Raw genomic sequence first — 17,191 nt, forward strand, 5'->3', positions numbered from 1 at the left:
GCCACCTTCAGCGCGGCGGCCTTGGCGGCGGCGGCGTTCGCAGCCTTCAGCGCGGCTGCTTCGGCGGCCTTCTTGGCGGCTTCGGCCGCTGAGAGGTCGGGCGCGGTGACCTCGGGCGTCGCCGCGACGGCAACCCCCTCCTTGGCGGGCACCAGCGGATCGGCGAGCAGCTTCTCGTAGTCCTCGGCCTTGGCGGGCTGGAGTTCCTCCTGGAACAGGGCCTCGGCGACTTCCTTGGGCTCAGCCGCTGCGGCCGACTCCGCCGCGCCGGCCGAGCCGCCGCCGCCGCCGCAGTTCACCTTGACCAGCGGGCCATCGATGGTGACGCCGGCCGGGCCCAGCGTGATGACGGACGAGCCGCAGACGATCTTGATGCCCATCGAGGCCTCCAGCACGATTTCCGTGCCGCCCTTGGCCTTGATGTTGAGGCCTTCCAGCAGCACGTCGGCGGCGGACTTGAGCGACACCTTGCCGGTCGCTTCGCCGACGAGGTTGCCGGTGGCCTTGAGATTGATCTTGCCGTCGCTCTGCACGTTGACGTCGCCGCCGGACTTGAGCGCGGTCTTGCCGGTGACGTCGATGCCGGCGTCGGCACCGACCTTGAGGCCGTAGTCCTTGGTCAGCATGACCTGCCAGGTGGCGCCGCCGGTGGTGAAGATGTCACCGGCCACCTTGGTGTGCAGGTCCTTGCCCAACTCGTGCATCACGTCCTTGGTGACGTTGACGTACCAGTTCTCGCCGATGACCTCCTTGCGCGTGAGCTTGACCTTCTTGGTCTCGTTCATCTCCAGGTGGTCGAAGGTGTCGCCCTTGACGAGGCGGTAGCTGTCTTTCTGGGCCTGGAACCAGACATGTTCCTTGTCCTTGGCGTCGCAGAAGCGCAATTCGTTGTGTGCGTCGGCGGCGCCGCCCTTGGTGGAGTGGCTGATCCAGGTCGCCACGTCGGCATGGTCGGGCAGATCGTAGGGCGGCGGGTTGGCGTCGTTGTGCACCGAGCCGGTCACGATGGGACGGTCCGGGTCGCCGCCGATGAAGCTCACCACCACCTCGTGGCCGACGCGCGGCAGCATCCACAGACCCATCTTCTTGCCCGCCCAGGGCGTGGCCACGCGCACCCAGCAGGAGCTGTTGGCGTCCTTCTTGCCCTCGCGGTCCCAAGGGAACTGGATCTTGATGCGGCCGTGTTTGTCGGTGTCGATCTCGTTGCCGGAGGCGCCCACCACGGTCGCGATCTGCGGCCCGTACATGCGCGGGCGCGGCGTGCTGCGTTGCGGTCGGAACAAGCCGAACTTGGCATTCAGCGCCTCGATGCTGCCGACGAAGCCGTCCCGATTGCCCTTGATGGCCTTGAGGTCCGAGATGGCCTCGTGGTCACCGTATTCGGCATGGAACTCGCAGGCCACGATGAGGTACTCGGCGTTGTCGCTGGGCAGCGGCGCATCCTCGAGCTTGAAGATCGCGCCGCAAGTCATGTGGTGCGCGTTGCATTCGCCGGAATGCAGCTGGTACATCGACTGCGCCGCCTCGATGAGCCGCTTGGCGGCGGCCTTGGCGGCCGTTCCTGATGGCTCGCTGGCGTCGACGGCCTGGTTGAACACCGCCTTGGCCGGGAACTCATAGATCTCGCCAATCTCGCCGCTGGCGACCGCTGAGCCCGATGCGCTGGCCTCGATCTCGGTGGCCGATGCCAGGTAGTCGTAGTCGCGCACCATGGCCTTGGCCGCGCGAGCATCTTCCAGTGAATGCCAGTGGGTCATGCGGTCCTGGCCATCAAACTTGTTCGACCAGCCCACGCTCTTCACGCTCTCGGTCGCGGGCGGGTTGTGCTTGCTCATGGCGTCGACCAGCACGAGCGTGTGCGCGGCTTCTGAGTGCTCGAAGAAGTAGTAGATGCCGTGATCCTCAAGGAGGCGGCTGACGAAGTCGAAATCGCTCTCCTCGTACTGCACGCAGTACTCCAGCGTCGGCAGCTTGTCCTCCAGCTTCCATTTGCTGATGCCCTTGTAGGGCTCGAGCACCGTGTCGACGATCACCTTCACCGTCTTCTTCTGGAACACCCGCGAGTTCTTGCCGCGGGTGGCGAACCACAGCCAAGGCCGCAGCACGAGGGTGTAGGCGTCGTAGCGCCCGTGGCGCTCGCCGCGGATCGCCCGGATCACCTGGCCGTTGATGTAGCGCTTGATGCCGAGCTCGTCGAGCGTGACCTTGGCCAGCGTGCCGATCAGGTCGTGCAGATCGATGTACTCACGGCCGGTGAGGACGGACGCGTTGCCGACCACCTCGATGGTGTATTCCGGCAAGGTGCTCAGGCGTTCCCTGCCGTCGACGCTCAGCGCCAGGAACTTCGGGGGACCGAGGCCCTTGTCGAGCTCCGTCTTGATCGACAACGCATTGCTCATGCCCGCGACTCCTCATGCATGGTGGTGTCAGTCGAAGGCATAGCTGAAGTCGCCGTCGGCCACACCCAGGCTGACGCGCTGCAGCGGCTGGCCCGAAGCCGTGCGCGACAGGTACTCGATGGACACCTTGGGCAACACCGTGTTCGTCAGGATGGCGTCGATGATGCGGCCGCCCGATTCGGCGTTGTTGCAGCGCTTGACGATGAGCTCCACCGCCGCGTCGCTGTACTCGAAGGGGATGCGGTGATTCTCGGCCACGCGCTTGACGATGCGGCCCAGCTGCAGGCGCACGATGCGCGCCAGCATCTCGTCGCTCAGCGGGTAGTAGGGGATGGTGACGATGCGGCCAAGCAGCGCCGGCGGGAACACCTTCTGCAGCGGCTCGGTCATCGCGCTGGCCAGCGACTCGGGGTCGGGCAGCAGCTCGGGGTCGCGGCACATATTCATGATGAGCTCGGAACCCACATTGCTGGTCAGCAGGATGATGGTGTTCTTGAAGTCGATCATGCGGCCTTCGCCGTCTTCCATCCAGCCCTTGTCGAAGACCTGGAAGAAGAGCTCATGCACGTCGGAGTGGGCCTTCTCGACCTCGTCCAGCAGCACGACGCTGTAGGGCCGGCGGCGCACGGCCTCGGTCAGCACGCCGCCTTCCCCGTAGCCGACGTAGCCCGGAGGCGCGCCCTTGAGCGTGGAGACGGTGTGCGACTCCTGGTACTCGCTCATGTTGATGGTGATGACGTTCTGCTCGCCGCCGTAGAGCGACTCGGCCAGCGCCAGCGCCGTTTCGGTCTTGCCGACGCCCGAGGTGCCGCACAGCATGAAGACGCCGATGGGCTTGTTGGGGTTGTCGAGCTTGGCACGCGAGGTCTGGATGCGGCGCGCGATCATGTCCAGGCCGTGCTGCTGGCCGATGACGCGCTGGCCCAGCGTGGCGCCCAGGCGCAGCACGGCTTCCAGCTCGTTCTTGACCATGCGGCCGACGGGGATGCCGGTCCAGTCGGCGACGACGCTGGCCACGGCCTGGGCGTCGACCGAGGGCAGGATCAGCGGGTGGTCGCCCTGCAGCTCGGCGAGCTGGGCCTTGGCGGCTTGCATGTCGGCGAGCAGGCCGTCGCGGCCAGGCGCGGTGGTGGCTTCGTCGACCGGTTGCCCATCACCACGCAGCTTGGCACGCAGCTCCAGGATCTTGGCGACGACGTCCTTCTCCTGCTGCCAGCGCACTTCCAGCGTGGCCAGCCGCGCGCGTTCCTTGGCGAGCGACTCCTCGACCGTGGTGCCGCGGTCGCCGATGTGCACGCCCACCTGGGCCTCGCGGCCGATGATGCCCTGCTCGATTTCCAGCGACTCGATGCGGCGCTTGCAGTCCTCGACCTCGGCCGGCATGGCGTGCTGGCTGACGGCCACGCGGGCGCAGGCGGTGTCGAGCAGGCTGACGGCCTTGTCGGGCAGCTGGCGGGCCGGGATGTAGCGGTGCGACAGCTTGACGGCGGCCTCGATGGCTTCGTCGAGCAGTTGGACCTGGTGGTGCTTTTCCAGCACCGTGGCCACGCCGCGAAGCATCAGGATGGCCTTCTTCTCGTCGGGCTCCTCGACCTGCACGGTCTGGAAGCGCCGGGTCAGGGCCGGGTCCTTCTCGATGTACTTCTTGTACTCGGCCCAGGTCGTGGCACCCACGGTGCGCAGGTTGCCGCGCGCAAGCGCCGGCTTGAGCAGGTTGGCCGCGTCGCCCGTGCCAGCCGCACCGCCAGCGCCCACCAGGGTGTGGATCTCGTCGATGAACAGGATGATGGGCGTGGGGCTTTGCTGCACCTCGTCGATGACCTGGCGCAGGCGCTGCTCGAACTCGCCCTTCATGGACGCACCCGCCTGCAGCAGGCCGATGTCCAGCGTCAGCAGCGTGACGCCCTGCATGGGCGGCGGCACGTCGCCGCGCGCCAGGCGCAGCGCGAAGCCTTCGACGACGGCCGTCTTGCCGACGCCGGCCTCGCCGGTCAGCAGCGGGTTGTTCTGGCGGCGGCGCATCAGGATGTCGACGATCTGGCGGATCTCGTCGTCGCGGCCCGTCACCGGATCGATCTCGCCCTTGCGCGCCTTCTCGGTCAGGTCGACGGTGAACTTCTTCAGCGCTTCCTGGCGGCCCATGGCGGCCGGCGCCATCGCGCCCTCGGCCGAGCCGGGCTGGCCCGAGTTCAGCGCGCTGCCGTCGGTGGCACCCAGGCCGGCTTCGCCGGTCTTGCCGATAAGGCTTTGCAGCTTGTCGGCCAGGTCGTCGGGCTTGATCTTCTCGAACTGGCGCGAGATGCCGAACAGCGCTTCACGCAGCGTGCGCGTGGACAGCAGCGCCAGCAGCAGGTGGCCGCTGCGCACCTGGGCGTCGCCATACATCAGCGTCGCATAGACCCAGCCCTGCTGGATCGCGTGGGTGATGTGCTCGGAGAAGTCACTGATGGCCGTCGAGCCGCGTGGCAGGCGGTCCAGGGCCGTCGTCACGTCACGCGCGAGCGCGGCGGCATCCAGCCCGTAGTGGCGCACGATGGCGCTGACGTCGGATTCGTTGTTCTCCAGCAGCTGGGTGATCCAGTGCACCAGCTCGACATAAGGGTTGCCCCTGAGCTTGCAGAAGACGGTGGCGCCTTCGATGGATTTGTAGGCGAGCGGATTGAGTTTTCCGAACAGGGCTTGGCGGCTGATATCGGTCATAAGGATCTCCTCAGTGCTTGGTGGACGGCGAGGCCGTTCAGTTCCACCCCTGAGGGAATCCAGGTGTCAATCGAGGTGGGCCGGCGCCAGCGAAGGCTTCAAGGGGGTGCGGCAGATGCTCTCGACGTTCATGATGAGCTGGTCCGCCCGCGCCCGAGGCCGTTGGCTGTTGAGCCAGGCGCTGCGGCCCAGTTTGCCGATGCCGGGCTGGCGGCCCAGGGGCCAGGCCGGCACTTCGGCCGGCTTCAGCCGCAGTTGCACGTCCCACGCAAACTCGAAGCCGACGAACTGCCTGACCATGGCCTGCAGGGCTTCGAGCCGCTGGCCCTGGGGCAGGAAGGACTCGAAGTCAGGCCATTTCAGCGGGCCGATGACGATGCGGAACTTGTGCTGCACGTCCCAGACCCGGCTGCCCAGCATCGCGCCGTGGCCCAGTGCCATGCCGGGGCTGGCGTGGCGGCCGACCCGGGTGCGTTCGTCGGGGTCCAGCGCCATCCAGTGGCCGCAGAATTGCTGCACCTGCACCGGCACGCCGAAGCGCAGCGCGATCCAGGATTGCAGCCCGTCGGCATCCCGCACCGAGCGTGCCAGCCGACCGACGAAGAACAGCTTGGGGAAGTCGCCCGAAGCGTCGCGCTCGCGCTGCGAGGGTTCGGCCAGGCCAATCAGTGCGCCGACATGGCGAACGATGGGCGCTTCCCGGCCCCTGTCCATGCTGACGACGGGGTTGGCGCGCGCCCAGGACCGGTAGAACAACAGGCCGAAGCGATGCAGCAGCATGTCGACGAAGGCCGCGAAGCTGCGGTCGCCGTGGTGCATCTGGCGCTCGCGCGCGTACTCGGTCAGGTGGGTGGGCAGGGCGCCATTGGGGCCGAACAGGCCGATGACGCGTTGCACAAGGCGCGGCGGCCCATGCGGGTTGGCCTCGAGGCGGGAGATCGGCCCGGGCGGAAAGTCCAGGGCCGGCTCGCCGCTGAAACGGATGGCCTCGTCTCCTGGGCGCAGCGCATCGCCCAGCCGCGGCTTGTGGGCGTGGGCCGCTTCGATGCGGCGCAGGGCCTGGAAGAGGTCGAAGCGCCCGGGCCGCTCCTTCAGCGCCTGCAGCAGGGCCGCGGCTTCGTCGGCGTCGGCGGCTTGTTTCAAAGCAGGGCCCGGGAGCCGCTCAGCGGTGCCCAGCGCTTGAGGTCGCCACGCGTGCGCGACACCAGCAGGGTCTGCACAAAGCTGTTCATCGACGCGTGGCGGCTGAAATAGTGGTGCAGCACCGAGCCGAGCAAGGCCGCGCTGCCGCCCTCGAAGGAGAGCTCGTCCACGGTGATCTGAACCTCCATGCCGCGGCCGAAGGCGATGGGCCCCGGCGCCGGGTGGCGGCGCACGACGGGGATCACGCGCACGTCGCGGAGGCCCTCGATCTGGCGCTGCAGCGCCGGCGCGGCGCCTTGCGCGAACACCCCCACCAGTTCACGCAGGGCCAGGGCACCGCGCTGGGGGTCTTCGTTCATCAGCGACAGGTAGTTCAGTGACAGCAGCGACAGCAGCCGCCAGGCCAGTGCGCCTTCGCGCGCCGCGCTGATCGGGCGCGACGGCCCGGCCACGATGCTGATGCCCTGCACGGGTGCGCGGGTTTCCAGCGTCAGCGCCGACTCGCCGCCGCCCGTGGGCATGAACAGCGGCAGGTCGCGGTTGGTGCAGCGGATCTGGGCGCTGAGCTGGCGCAGTTCACGGCGGTAGGGCGCGCGCTGCAGGTCCACCAGCGACAGGAAGACCTCGGAGCCGACATAGGCCGAGCGCGGTCCCTCGCGCTTGCCTTTTTCGCTGGTCAGACGGGGCTCGCGCTGGCAACTGAAGAAACCGGCGGCGCCGGCCGGGTCGGCATGCGGGACGTCGAAGAGCGGCAGGAATTTCAGCTCGTCGGTGTCGCCGGAGAAGCCGGTGACCGCGCTGACGTCGAAGACCTCGAAATCGGTGCCCGCCAGCCGGTCGGGGATGACCTGGAAAGCGGTGCTGGTGTCGTCCACCGTGATGCGTTCGGCGCGGCGATCGAACAGGTTGATCGCCGGCACGCAGTTGAGCGCGAAGTTGGCCGGCTCGCCGCTGCCCTCCATGGACGGGTCATGCCGGTCGAACAGGAAGACCAGCTCGAAGCTGTTGCCCTGGCAGCGCGCGAAGGCCTGGGCCAGGCCGGCCACGTCGACGAACAGGAAGCGCTGCGGGAAGGCGAAGTACTCCTGCATCAGCCGCGTGCCGGACAGGCCGCGCAGCGTGACGGGCAGCATGGCTTCGTCGTCGGCGAGGCCGACCGGTCGCACATGGTTGGGCCCGAGGAAGACACGCTGAGGTGGCGCCGATGCGGTGCCGCCGGCGCTGGCCAGCACGCCCACGCAGCGGCAGGTCAGCAGCTCGTGCAACTTGAGTGCAACGTCCTGCAGCCCGCCCATGAAGAAGCGCAGGCTGTTCAGCGGCAGTTGTGCGAAACGCATGCCGGTGGGCAGTTCCAGCTTGACCCGCACGCCGCTCTTGGGACGGTCGCGCAGCGGCAGGCTGCTCAGCGGGATGTCGGTGGCGCTGAGGAAATACTCGACCTGGGCGACCTTGATGGGCGTCAGCGTGACGGGCTGGGCGGTGCGGAACTCGCAACGTGTTGGTCCCAGCGCCGTGCGCGGCCCCATCAGCGCGCTGCCGCGCGGCAGCGTGAAGCCGGCGATCAGGTTGGGGTCGTTGCCCGGCGTGAGCTGGGCCACCAGCATCGACGGTAGCGGCGCGCCGAGGTTGGGGCTGACCATGTCCAGCAGGCGCTGGGCGAGCTGGGGGAACTCGGCGTCCTGCTTGAGCTGCACGCGCGCGGCCAGGAAGGCGGCGCCTTCGAGCAGCCGCTCGACATAGGGGTCGGCCACTTCCAGGCCTTCCATGCCCAGGCGGCCGGCGATCTTGGGGAACTCGCGCGCGAATTCGCCGCCCATCTCACGGAGATAGCGCAGTTCCTGGTTGTAGTAGCGGAGGAGGCGGGGGTCCATTCAGCTGATCGTATTCGGGCCGAGACTGGGCGAGGGGCTCATCTCATGTCCCGAACTGCGGCCTGGCCGGTGTCGACGTCGACATCGGCGTTCAGCACCAGTTCCAGCGGCACGGGCTGGTTCCACATCTGGCCCTTGATGGTCAGGCGCAGGCTGGTGGGTCGCAGGCCGGTGCTCATGTCGTTGACGATGCGGACTTCGACCGTCGCCGGGTCCAGGCGCGGCTCGAAGCGGATGATGGACTGGCGCACCTGGGCTTCGATGATGGGGAAGTTGTGCACCGAGAAGGCCTGGCCCGTCAGCGGCAGGATGCCGAAGTTGAGCACCGAGTCACGCGCGTAGGGCACGCTCTGCCACAGCGCCACGCGCTCGCGGTCCGGGTGCCAGCGCGGGTCGGGTTCTTCGCAGACGGCATTGAACAGCCACGACAGGTCGCGCAGCACCGCGTCGCGCAGTTGGCGGCGGTTGAGCACGCGGGCTTCAAGGGTCTCGGACTTGGTGCCGGGATCGTTGTCGGTGAGCCGGTCCAGCAGCGAAGGCTGGAGGCGGTCCTGGGCGCCAAGCCCGGCCATCAGCTGGCCTCGGTGGGCGCGGCCTCGCCGGTGTCGAAAGTGATTTCGCGGATGGCCATCAAATCATGGTCACCGATGTCGCTGGTCAACACGCGTTGACCCAGGCCGGCATAGCGGTCCTCGCCCGGCAGCGGGGCCCACTCCGTCTTGCGCGCCAGGTTGATGAGGCCGTCGGCGCTCTTCTCGGAGCCAGGGTAGCGCGTCGGCACCAGGGCGACGCTGTTGCCGCCGTTGGTGAAGCTCAGCTGCGCCGGCATCCAGACGCAATCGCGCAGGTCTTCGGGCGCATCGAAATGGACCTTGGCCAGGTGCTTGAACGGCACCCAGGTGTAGTGACCGTTGAGGCAGACCTCGAGCACGGGGCCGAGGCGCGAATCCGCGTCGGCCAGCCACTCGAAGGGCTGGCCGTCGATGCTGCCGGCGCTCGTTGGTGCGGCCTCGAAGGCCTTGCTGGCGAGGTCGGCGGCGAGCTGGACGTTTCCTTCACCCTGCTGCTTGAGGGACTCGATCAGCTGGGCCACCCAGGCCTCGGGCTGGCCGAAGACGACGGGCGTGCGCTTGCCGGCAAACACCTCGGCCCGCAGCAGCTCGCAGCGGATGGCGTGGCCGACGGTCTCGCGCATGGGGATGGCGAGACCGTCCATGTCGGCGACGACATTGAGCTGGGTGTGGGCACGCTCCCACTGGCCCAGCACGCTGAGCAGCTGGGACATGAAGGTGCGCAGCTTGGGGTCGGCCGGCTTGGCGCGCACGGCTTCGGTCAGCTTGGCCAGGGCTGCACGCGGGTCACCGGCGCGCAGCGCCTCTTCGGCGGCTTGTTGGGGAGTCAGGTCAGAAGCCATGGCCGCAGTCCGTGCAAAAACGCGCCTGGCGCGAGAGGGTGACGCCGCAGGCCGGGCAGCTCTTGTGCGTGCTGGCCATGTCGAAGCCGCATTCGTGGCAGAAGCGACCGCCCTGGCTGGCCGTCTGGCAGTTGGGGCAGGTCGAGCCGCCACCGCTGGACGCGTCGTAGCCGCCTGCGCTTGAGCCGGCACCGGCGCCAGACTTCGCCGCGCAGTCACGGCAACTGCCCGTGCTGCTGTTCCAGCACTCGCGGCCCACCCATTTGCGGCAGCCTTCGCAGCGCTCGTAGAGTGCCGCCGCAGCCGCCCGGGCTTCTTCCAGCGCCTCGGCCTTGGCACTGCCGCCGCCCGCTTCGGCAAAGGCGCCGGTGGCGCGGCTGGCCTTGTTCAGGTCGTAGAACATGAAGGCGAAGCGACTCAGCCAGCCGGTGATCTGGCCTTTGCGATAGGGCTTGAAGGCCGAACGCGAGGCCTCGCCGCACTTCTCGCAGAAGAACTCGAATTGGAAGCCGGCCGACACGTCGCTCATGGACGTGCTGACATCGCGGTAGTTGGTCAGGGGCATATCGGTATTCCAGCTTCCTGGCGTGGCACGGCGGCGTCTTTCGGGCCGTGCGCTGGGCCGCTCCCGAGCCGGCCCGTCTGGCGATGTGCTTGCGGCTCGCTGCCGCAAGCATCGCCGTTCCCTCGGGGGCTGAGGCCGGACACATGGCGCCCAGCGGGCGGCATGTGCCTGCCGAAGGGCTGCGGCCCATGCCGCAGCGCGGTCTGCAAGACCGACTGGCATGGCCCGCGTTCAGCGTGGCCGTGGCGGGCGAGGGGCTTCATATCGGCGAGCCGATGTTCTTCATCGTGAAGGCGCGCATGGTGCCCTGTGAGGCCGTCTTGGCCGCGCCCTGGACTGCGTTGCCATGCGAGTAATGCGAGGGCGGATTCTTGTAGACATAGGCCAGCGCGCCGAACTCGCAGGTCCACTCTTCCATCATCTCGGTCATCAGGTCCGACACCGAGACCACCAGCCTGTAGTCGAGCAGGCGGATCTTCTGGATGGTGAACACCAGCGAGGTGCCGTCCGCCGCGGTGGCCGAACGCTTGTGGATGGTGAGGGTGCCCGACGGAAAGATGTCGCCGGCCTTCATCGAGTTCAGCATCTGCGTGCTGGAGAGGTCGATGCGCTTGGTGAAGGTGATCTCGAAATTGCGGTTGCGATCCGCCGCGGCGTAGGCCGCGCTGCGCTTCTCGTCCTCGGAGGGCGGGTCCGCGCTCTTTTCGGCCTTCTTGCCGATGGCTCCGAACGACTTCTCGTAGTCCTTCCAGAGCTTCTTGCGTTGGCCGACATATTCCGCGTGAGCCTCGTGGGGATCCTTGCCTGCGTCCAACGCCTTCAGGTAGGCCTTGTCGACGGCGTCATCCGCCTTCTCATAGTCGGAACTGAGATGCTTGCGCTTGAGCTCGCTGCTTTTTTGAGTGTCGGCCAGCTCTCTCGCTTCTTCGAAGGCGCTGCTCACCTTTTCGGCGTTCTTGCGCTCTTCCTCGTTGTGCAGATTCCATTTCATGGACTCGATCAGCACCTGGCCCTGGAAGAGGTGGGACACGGACTCGCCCACGATCGGGACGCGGGTCGGTCGCAGCAGGATCATGAAGATGTCGGCATCGGCGCCCATGTCTTGCCTGTCGGTTTTAGAGGTCGCCGGAGGGGACCGTGTAGAAGAAGGGTGCCGTCGGCAGGTTGTCCTTGCCCATCGTCTTCATGTAGGCGAGCTTGATGCTCTTGAAGTTCAGCACCCAGCTCTCGATCACCTCCTTGGAGATGCCGTCGTCCCGTATCTCCAGCGAGCAGCTTTCGAAGTAGCCGTTGGTGGCCGCCAGCACGAGACCCGGCTGGTGGATGAGCCGGCCCTGCTGCTTGATGTTGAGCAGCGTGAGCGATGCGCTGATCACGGGGATGTGGTTGTCCAGGCAGGAATGCATCAGCGATGAGCCGACGTCGAACCGCTTCCTGAAGCTCAGCGGCTCCATCTTCATCGTGACCGTGCTGCCCAGGCCGATCAACGAACCCGCCGCACTGGCGGCGGCGGCGGCGCGCTCGGCGAGCGTCGTCGGCTTCTTCTTGGTGCTCTTCAGGGCATGCATGCCCCAGTCGAACTCCAGGATCTCGACCGAGCCTTCCCAGCCCTCGAGCAGTCCTTCACCCACCACCGGCCCTGCGGCGGTGATGAGTTGCATGAAGATGTTGGAACGGCTCATGAACAGTGAGAGGAGGGCTGCAACGACGAGACCGAATGGGCTTTGGGCATGCAGTGCCCGGCCCGGCGGCTGCCTTGGAACCGGCTTGGGCTCCGGCATCACATCGCCAAGCGATATGAGCCTTCACCGCAGCGCAAGCGCTGTGCCGGGTCACTGGCAGCGCCCCCCGATGGAGGCGAAGCCGGTGGGGGAGAACTGTTTAAGCCGACGGCGAAGCAGTACCGGCCGGGATGTCCCAGTTGTAGGTCTTGGGCGCGCCCAGCTTGCCGGACTTGTTGTCCTGCGGCTTGTATTCGATCTTGACGGTCTTGAAGACCATTTCGACCTTCTGCTGGACGGAGCCTTCCTCGGTGCCGTTCATCTGCACCTTGGTGATGAAGCAGCCTTCCATCGTCATCGTGAAGTAGGTCTCGGGCGTGGCCGAGCCCGTGGTCTTCATCATCTGCAGCTCGACCTTGGGGAAGGCCTTGCCGGTGCAGATATAGCCCATGATGACCGTCGACGAGGTGTCGAAGTAGTGTTCCCAGTTCATCTTGCCGGGGTTGGGCTTGCCGACCGAGGCGCCGCCGCCCTTGGTCCAACTGGTCTCGGCTTCGACTTCCCAGTCCCAGCCCTGGATCTCGATCCACTTTTCCTTGCCCTTCTGGATGGACTCGCCATCGGCCTTGTCGAAGAAGGTGAGGAATGCATTGACTGCCATGTTGATATCTCCTTAGGGGTTCAAAGCGCGGGTTTGTTGGTGGTGATGAGAGATGACCCGTCCTGCTCCCGCGCCGGCGAGTTCTCTCAACTGTCTTAGGCTGACTTCTCGGACGGCAGCTTGGAGACCAGCCGCAGGGACACGGTCAGGCCTTCGAGCTGGTAGTGCGGCTTCAGGTAGAACTTGGACTGGTAGTAGCCCGGCGCGCCCTCCACTTCCGAGACCTCGACCTGGGCGGCCGCGAGCGGGCGCATGGCCTTGGTCTCTTCCGACGAGTTCATCGGGTCGCCGTCGACGTAGTTCAGGATCCAGCTGTTCAGCCAGTCTTCCATCGCGTCGCGCGACTTGAAGGAGCCGACCTTGTCGCGCACGATGCACTTCAGGTAGTGGGCGAAACGGTTGCAGGCGAACAGATAGGGCAGGCGTGCCGCCAGGGCCGCATTGGCGGTCGCGTCGGCGTCGTCGTACTCGGCGGGCTTTTGCAGCGACTGGCCGCTGATGAAGGCGGCGAAGTCGCTGTTCTTGCGGTGCACCATCGACAGGAAGCCGTTCTTGCTCAGCTCGGCCTCGCGGCGATCCGAGATGGCGATCTCGGTCGGGCACTTCATGTCCACGCCGCCGTCGTCGGTCGGGAAGGTGTGGGTGGGCAGGCCCGTCACCGCGCCGCCCGACTCGATGCCGCGGATGCGCGAGCACCAGCCGTACTGCTTGAACGAGCTGTTGATGTTGACGGCCATCGCGTAGGCGGCGTTGGACCAGGTGTACTTGCTGTGGTCGGCGCCCTCGGTGTCTTCCTCGAAGGCGAACTCGTCGACCGGCGCGGTCTTGGCGCCATAGGGCACGCGCGACAGGAAGCGCGGCATGCACAGGGCCAGGTAGCGGGCGTCGTCCGATTCACGCAGCGAGCGCCAGGCGGCGTATTCGGGCGTCGTGAAGATCTTGGTCAGGTCGCGCGGGTTGGCGAGTTCCTGCCAGCTTTCCATCTGCATGACGCTGGGCGCCGCGCCAGTCACGAAGGGGGCGTGGGCGGCAGCGGCGATCTTGGACAGCTCGCCGAGCAGTTCGACGTCGGGCGGCGTGTGGTCGAAGTGGTAGTCGCCCACCAGGCAGCCATAGGGCTCGCCGCCGAACTGGCCGTATTCCTCTTCGTAGAGCTTCTTGAACAGCGGCGACTGGTCCCAGGCCGTGCCCTTGTAGCGCTTCAGCGTCTTGCCCAGGTCCGTCTTGGACACGTTCAGCACGCGGATCTTGAGCTGCTCGTCGGTCTCGGTGTTGTTGACGAGGTAGTGCAGGCCGCGCCAGGCGGACTCCAGCTTCTGGAAGTCCTCGTGGTGCATGATCAGGTTGACCTGCTCGGTGAGCTTGCTGTCGATGGCCGCGATCATGGCCTCGATGGTCTTGACGGCGTCGTCGCTGAGCAGCGTCGTGTTGGACAGCGCCTGCTGGGCCAGCGTCTGCACTGCCTGTGCGACGGCGCCACGCGCTTCCTCGGTCTTGGGCTTGAATTCCTTGTTCAGCAGTGCCGCGAAGTCATTGCCTTCGAAGGTCACGCCCGCCAGGGCCGATGCTGACTGTTCCGCTTGGGTCATGTTTGAAACTCCGGTCGTTTCAGTGTCTTGGGAGGGACTGCGGCTTATTCCGACTTGGGCGCGTCGGTCAGCGTCTTCAGCAGCGTCGGGTCGGCCAGCACCTTGGCGATCAGGTCGCCGGCGCCGCTCTTGCCGTCCATGTAGGTGATCAGGTTGGACAGCTGCTGGCGGGCCTCGAGCAGCTTGTTCAGGCCTTCGACCTTGCGCGCCACGGCGGCCGGCGAGAAGTCGTCCATGCTCTCGAAGGTGATGTCCACCGGCAGGTTGCCCTCGCCGGTCAGCGTGTTCTCGACCTGGAATGCGACGCGCGGCTTCATGGACTTCATGCGCGAGTCGAAGTTGTCGACGTCGATCTCGAGGAACTTGCGGTCCGACACCGGCGGCAGCGGATCCTCGGGCTTGCCGGACAGGTCGGCCATCACGCCCATCACGAAGGGCAGCTGCACCTTCTTCTCGGCGCCGTAGAGCTCCACGTCGTACTCGATCTGCACCCGCGGTGCCCGGTTGCGGGCGATGAATTTCTGGCTGCTCTTGCTCATTTCAATGCTCCTTGCGGACGGGATTCAGGGATTCAAAGGCGTTGCGCCGCGACAGACTGAAGGAGGGGCCTTGATACAGACGACATCGCGGCCTCTCATGCGACTACTGCAGGCTGTCCGGGTCAACACCCAGCATACGGGCCACTTCGCCAACGGCCTCGGGGGCAAACTCTCGTACGAGCTGCAGGAAGTTGCGGTCGATGAGACGTTGCGCACGGCGCAGCAGATCCGCGGCCGGGTTGGTGGGTTCGTTCTTTTCCAGATAGGCGCAGACGAGGTCGATGGCGCGCACGGCGTCGGCGCGGCTCTCGATGCTGCCCATGCCGCCGCCGCCGCCGCCGCGACCGCGTCGGGCCGGGGCAGGCGAGTCGTCGCCGCCGGCGCTGTCGTCGATGCCCAGGTCGTTCAACATGCCGGCCAGGTCATCCGAGTCGGCGTCGATGCTGACCGGGCTGGGCGAGACGGCGGCCACGCTGTCCAGCATGCTGCGCAGCGGTGCGAAGTCGGGCAGCTCGCCGTAGCCCAGGCGGGCCGTCAGGCATTCGGTCAAGGCGTCCAGGGCGGCCAGGGCGTCGGTCGCCTGGGTGTTGACCTGCGGGTTGTCGCCCACCGCGTCGGCCAGCATGCTTTCGATCTGGCCCCGCGAGGGCACCGACTCGTCGTCGCGCGGCACCAGGTCGCCCATCGCGATCTCGATGTCGCGCACGCTGATCTGGCCGATGGCGCGGTCATTCAGCACGAGGCTGGCGCGCACGTCGCCGAGGGTGACATCCAGGCTGGCCAGCTCGCCCAGCACATTGACGCGGGCGAAGGCGTCGCCGTCGTCCGGGCGGGGGTGGAGCTCGTCCCACCAGCGCACCAGCAGTTGTTCGAAGAGGCGCAGCCCTGGCGCCAGCGTCGCGAAGCCCTCCAGGCGCAGGCGGGCGCGCAGCCACAGATTGGCCACGCGCAGGTCACGGCTGCGGCTGTTGAGCTCTTCGGCCTGGCTGAACACGGCGCGCCAGTCCGGCGGCTCGGCCGCGGCGAACTGGGTTTCGGGTTTGCCCGCGGCCGCTTGCGTCAGGGCCAGGAAGTCGTTGTCGTATTCCAGGTCCGGGCCGCAGACGTCGTCTTCGGAGACGCCCACCAGCCAGGGTGCCAACGCCGGGTCGCTGAGCGACAGYGCGGGGTCCAGCGGCTCATCAAAGGGGGTCGTGTCCATGGGCGTCCGGAAAAGAGGCTTGCAGAAGGTGCAGGCAGGGGTTCGGGCGGTAAGTAACTCGGGGCAGCGCTTAGTTCCCTGTGGCGCGCCAGTTCGCCCATGACGGGAACGGAATCGCGCCTGGCGTCACTCACCCGCATGGACGCCCCGCCTGCACGATGAACTCCTCCAGCGACCCGGAAGACAACGACGCGACCATCATCCGGCCCAGCAGCACCGCTGGCCCGGCCGCCGCTGCGCCCGCGCCTTTCGAAAACGCGCCGACGGTCATGACGGGCCCGCCCGCCGCCGCCGAGCCGGTACCGCCGCCGCGCATCGAGCGCATGGACGGCGGCAACGCCCTGCCCGTCGGCAGCCGCCAGGCCGAGTTCGAGGTCACCCGCGTGCTGGGCGAAGGCGGCTTCGGCATCGTCTACCTGGCCCGCGACCACGCGCTGGAGCGCATGGTGGCCTTGAAGGAATACATGCCCGCCGCGCTGGCCCTGCGCGGCGACAGCTCCCAGGTGCGGGTGCGCTCGGAGCGCCACCGCGACACCTTCGAGATGGGCCTGAAGAGCTTCATCAACGAGGCGCGGCTGCTGGCCCAGTTCGACCACCCGGCCCTGGTCAAGGTCTACCGCTTCTGGGAGGCCAACGGCACGGCCTTCATGGTCATGCCCTTCATCGAGGGCAAGACGCTGAAGGACACCCTCAAGGAAATGCCCGGGCCGCCCGGCGAAGACTGGCTGATGAATATGCTGGCGCCGCTGACCGAGGCGCTGCTGGTGCTGCACGGCGAGAGCTGCTACCACCGCGACATCGCGCCCGACAACATCATCCTGATCGGCGGCAGCGGCCTGCCCCTGCTGCTGGACTTCGGTGCCGCGCGCCGCGTCATCGGCGACATGACGCAGGCGCTGACCGTCATCCTCAAGCCCGGCTACGCCCCCATCGAGCAGTACGCCGAAGTGCCCAGCATGAAGCAGGGGCCGTGGACCGACGTCTATGCGCTGGCCGCCGTCGTCTACTGTGCCATCACCGGCCGCACGCCGCCACCCAGCGTCGGCCGCATGGTCAAGGACGACTATGTGCCGCTCGCGCAGGCCGCCCCGCCGGGCCGCTACAGCGACCGCCTCGTCAAGGCCGTCGACCGGGCGCTGCAGGTGCTGCCCGACCAGCGAACCCAGTCCATGGCCGAATTCCGCCAGGACCTGGGCCTGGCCGGCCACTACGCGCCCAAGCCGGGCCAGATGGCGACGCTGATCCAGGCGCCCGCCGCAGCGCCGGCACCGGCCGCCAAGCCGGCCGGCAGCCGCACGCCGCTGTTCGCCGGCCTCGGCCTGGCCGGGCTCGCGGTGGCCGGCGCAGCCGGCTGGTTTGCGACCCGGCCTGCGCCGCCGGCCGAGCCC

Annotated in this window: 14 protein-coding genes; 1 reads left to right on the forward strand and 13 read right to left on the reverse strand. The window is 67.3% G+C overall.

Annotation, left to right across the window (positions count from 1 at the left end; genetic code table 11):
• The 13 genes from AC1DW3_RS29765 to tssA form a co-directional block, all read right to left on the reverse strand.
• Nucleotides 1-2,399, reverse strand: a 2,399-nt coding sequence (locus AC1DW3_RS29765; RefSeq protein WP_477937730.1) for a type VI secretion system Vgr family protein, incomplete at its 3' end; no start/stop codon positions are given.
• Nucleotides 2,400-2,426: 27 nt separating this feature from the next.
• On the reverse strand, nt 2,427-5,099 hold the full coding sequence (tssH, locus tag AC1DW3_RS29770; protein ID WP_477937732.1) for a type VI secretion system ATPase TssH: 2,673 nt from the start codon (nt 5,097-5,099) through the stop codon (nt 2,427-2,429).
• Nucleotides 5,100-5,165: 66 nt separating this feature from the next.
• Entirely contained in the window at nt 5,166-6,242 is a 1,077-nt protein-coding gene (tssG, locus tag AC1DW3_RS29775; RefSeq protein WP_477937734.1) for a type VI secretion system baseplate subunit TssG, read from the reverse strand.
• On the reverse strand, nt 6,239-8,113 hold the full coding sequence (gene tssF / locus AC1DW3_RS29780; RefSeq protein ID WP_477937736.1) for a type VI secretion system baseplate subunit TssF: 1,875 nt from the start codon (nt 8,111-8,113) through the stop codon (nt 6,239-6,241). Before tssF ends, tssG begins: the two co-directional genes overlap by 4 nt.
• A gap of 38 nt (nt 8,114-8,151) precedes the next feature.
• Entirely contained in the window at nt 8,152-8,685 is a 534-nt protein-coding gene (gene tssE / locus AC1DW3_RS29785; protein WP_477937738.1) for a type VI secretion system baseplate subunit TssE, read from the reverse strand.
• Nucleotides 8,685-9,527 carry a type VI secretion system accessory protein TagJ gene (locus tag AC1DW3_RS29790; protein WP_477937740.1) on the reverse strand — a complete coding sequence of 281 codons (843 nt, stop codon included), beginning with the start codon at nt 9,525-9,527 and terminating at the stop codon, nt 8,685-8,687. The genes tssE and AC1DW3_RS29790 overlap by 1 nt, the downstream gene beginning before the upstream one ends.
• Nucleotides 9,517-10,092, reverse strand: coding sequence for a double zinc ribbon domain-containing protein (locus AC1DW3_RS29795; RefSeq protein ID WP_477937742.1), 576 nt, complete (start codon nt 10,090-10,092; stop codon nt 9,517-9,519). Before AC1DW3_RS29795 ends, AC1DW3_RS29790 begins: the two co-directional genes overlap by 11 nt.
• Nucleotides 10,093-10,351: 259 nt before the next feature.
• Nucleotides 10,352-11,191 (reverse strand): Hcp family type VI secretion system effector, encoded by an 840-nt coding sequence (locus AC1DW3_RS29800; protein WP_477937744.1) that lies wholly within the window; start codon nt 11,189-11,191, stop codon nt 10,352-10,354.
• A 16-nt stretch (nt 11,192-11,207) separates the two neighbouring features.
• Nucleotides 11,208-11,774, reverse strand: coding sequence for a hypothetical protein (locus AC1DW3_RS29805; protein WP_477937746.1), 567 nt, complete (start codon nt 11,772-11,774; stop codon nt 11,208-11,210).
• Between the two features lie 199 nt (nt 11,775-11,973).
• Complete coding sequence (locus AC1DW3_RS29810; protein ID WP_477937748.1) at nt 11,974-12,474, reverse strand: Hcp family type VI secretion system effector; 501 nt, start codon at nt 12,472-12,474, stop codon at nt 11,974-11,976.
• 95 nt (nt 12,475-12,569) lie between these two features.
• Nucleotides 12,570-14,063 (reverse strand): type VI secretion system contractile sheath large subunit, encoded by a 1,494-nt coding sequence (tssC, locus tag AC1DW3_RS29815; RefSeq protein ID WP_477937750.1) that lies wholly within the window; start codon nt 14,061-14,063, stop codon nt 12,570-12,572.
• Nucleotides 14,064-14,107: 44 nt separating this feature from the next.
• Nucleotides 14,108-14,602: a type VI secretion system contractile sheath small subunit gene (gene tssB / locus AC1DW3_RS29820; protein ID WP_477937753.1), complete on the reverse strand. Its 495-nt coding sequence runs from the start codon at nt 14,600-14,602 to the stop codon at nt 14,108-14,110.
• 103 nt (nt 14,603-14,705) lie between these two features.
• Nucleotides 14,706-15,803 carry a type VI secretion system protein TssA gene (gene tssA, locus AC1DW3_RS29825; RefSeq protein ID WP_477937755.1) on the reverse strand — a complete coding sequence of 366 codons (1,098 nt, stop codon included), beginning with the start codon at nt 15,801-15,803 and terminating at the stop codon, nt 14,706-14,708.
• A gap of 158 nt (nt 15,804-15,961) precedes the next feature.
• On the opposite strand from tssA, the gene AC1DW3_RS29830 reads away from it, so the two are divergent.
• Nucleotides 15,962-17,191, forward strand: a 1,230-nt coding sequence (locus AC1DW3_RS29830; RefSeq protein ID WP_477937757.1) for a serine/threonine protein kinase, incomplete at its 3' end; no start/stop codon positions are given.

It is taken from the genome of Roseateles sp. P2_H4 (assembly GCF_056403315.1).

Coding starts and splice junctions, on each gene's coding strand:
- tssC (WP_477937750.1), bottom strand. CDS start 14,063: ATGACCCAAGCGGAACAGTCAGCATCGGCCCTGGCGGGCGTGACCTTC.
- AC1DW3_RS29800 (WP_477937744.1), bottom strand. CDS start 11,191: ATGGGCGCCGATGCCGACATCTTCATGATCCTGCTGCGACCGACCCGC.
- AC1DW3_RS29810 (WP_477937748.1), bottom strand. CDS start 12,474: ATGGCAGTCAATGCATTCCTCACCTTCTTCGACAAGGCCGATGGCGAG.
- tssB (WP_477937753.1), bottom strand. CDS start 14,602: ATGAGCAAGAGCAGCCAGAAATTCATCGCCCGCAACCGGGCACCGCGG.
- tssF (WP_477937736.1), bottom strand. CDS start 8,113: ATGGACCCCCGCCTCCTCCGCTACTACAACCAGGAACTGCGCTATCTC.
- AC1DW3_RS29805 (WP_477937746.1), bottom strand. CDS start 11,774: ATGAGCCGTTCCAACATCTTCATGCAACTCATCACCGCCGCAGGGCCG.
- AC1DW3_RS29795 (WP_477937742.1), bottom strand. CDS start 10,092: ATGCCCCTGACCAACTACCGCGATGTCAGCACGTCCATGAGCGACGTG.
- AC1DW3_RS29790 (WP_477937740.1), bottom strand. CDS start 9,527: ATGGCTTCTGACCTGACTCCCCAACAAGCCGCCGAAGAGGCGCTGCGC.
- tssH (WP_477937732.1), bottom strand. CDS start 5,099: ATGACCGATATCAGCCGCCAAGCCCTGTTCGGAAAACTCAATCCGCTC.
- tssE (WP_477937738.1), bottom strand. CDS start 8,685: ATGGCCGGGCTTGGCGCCCAGGACCGCCTCCAGCCTTCGCTGCTGGAC.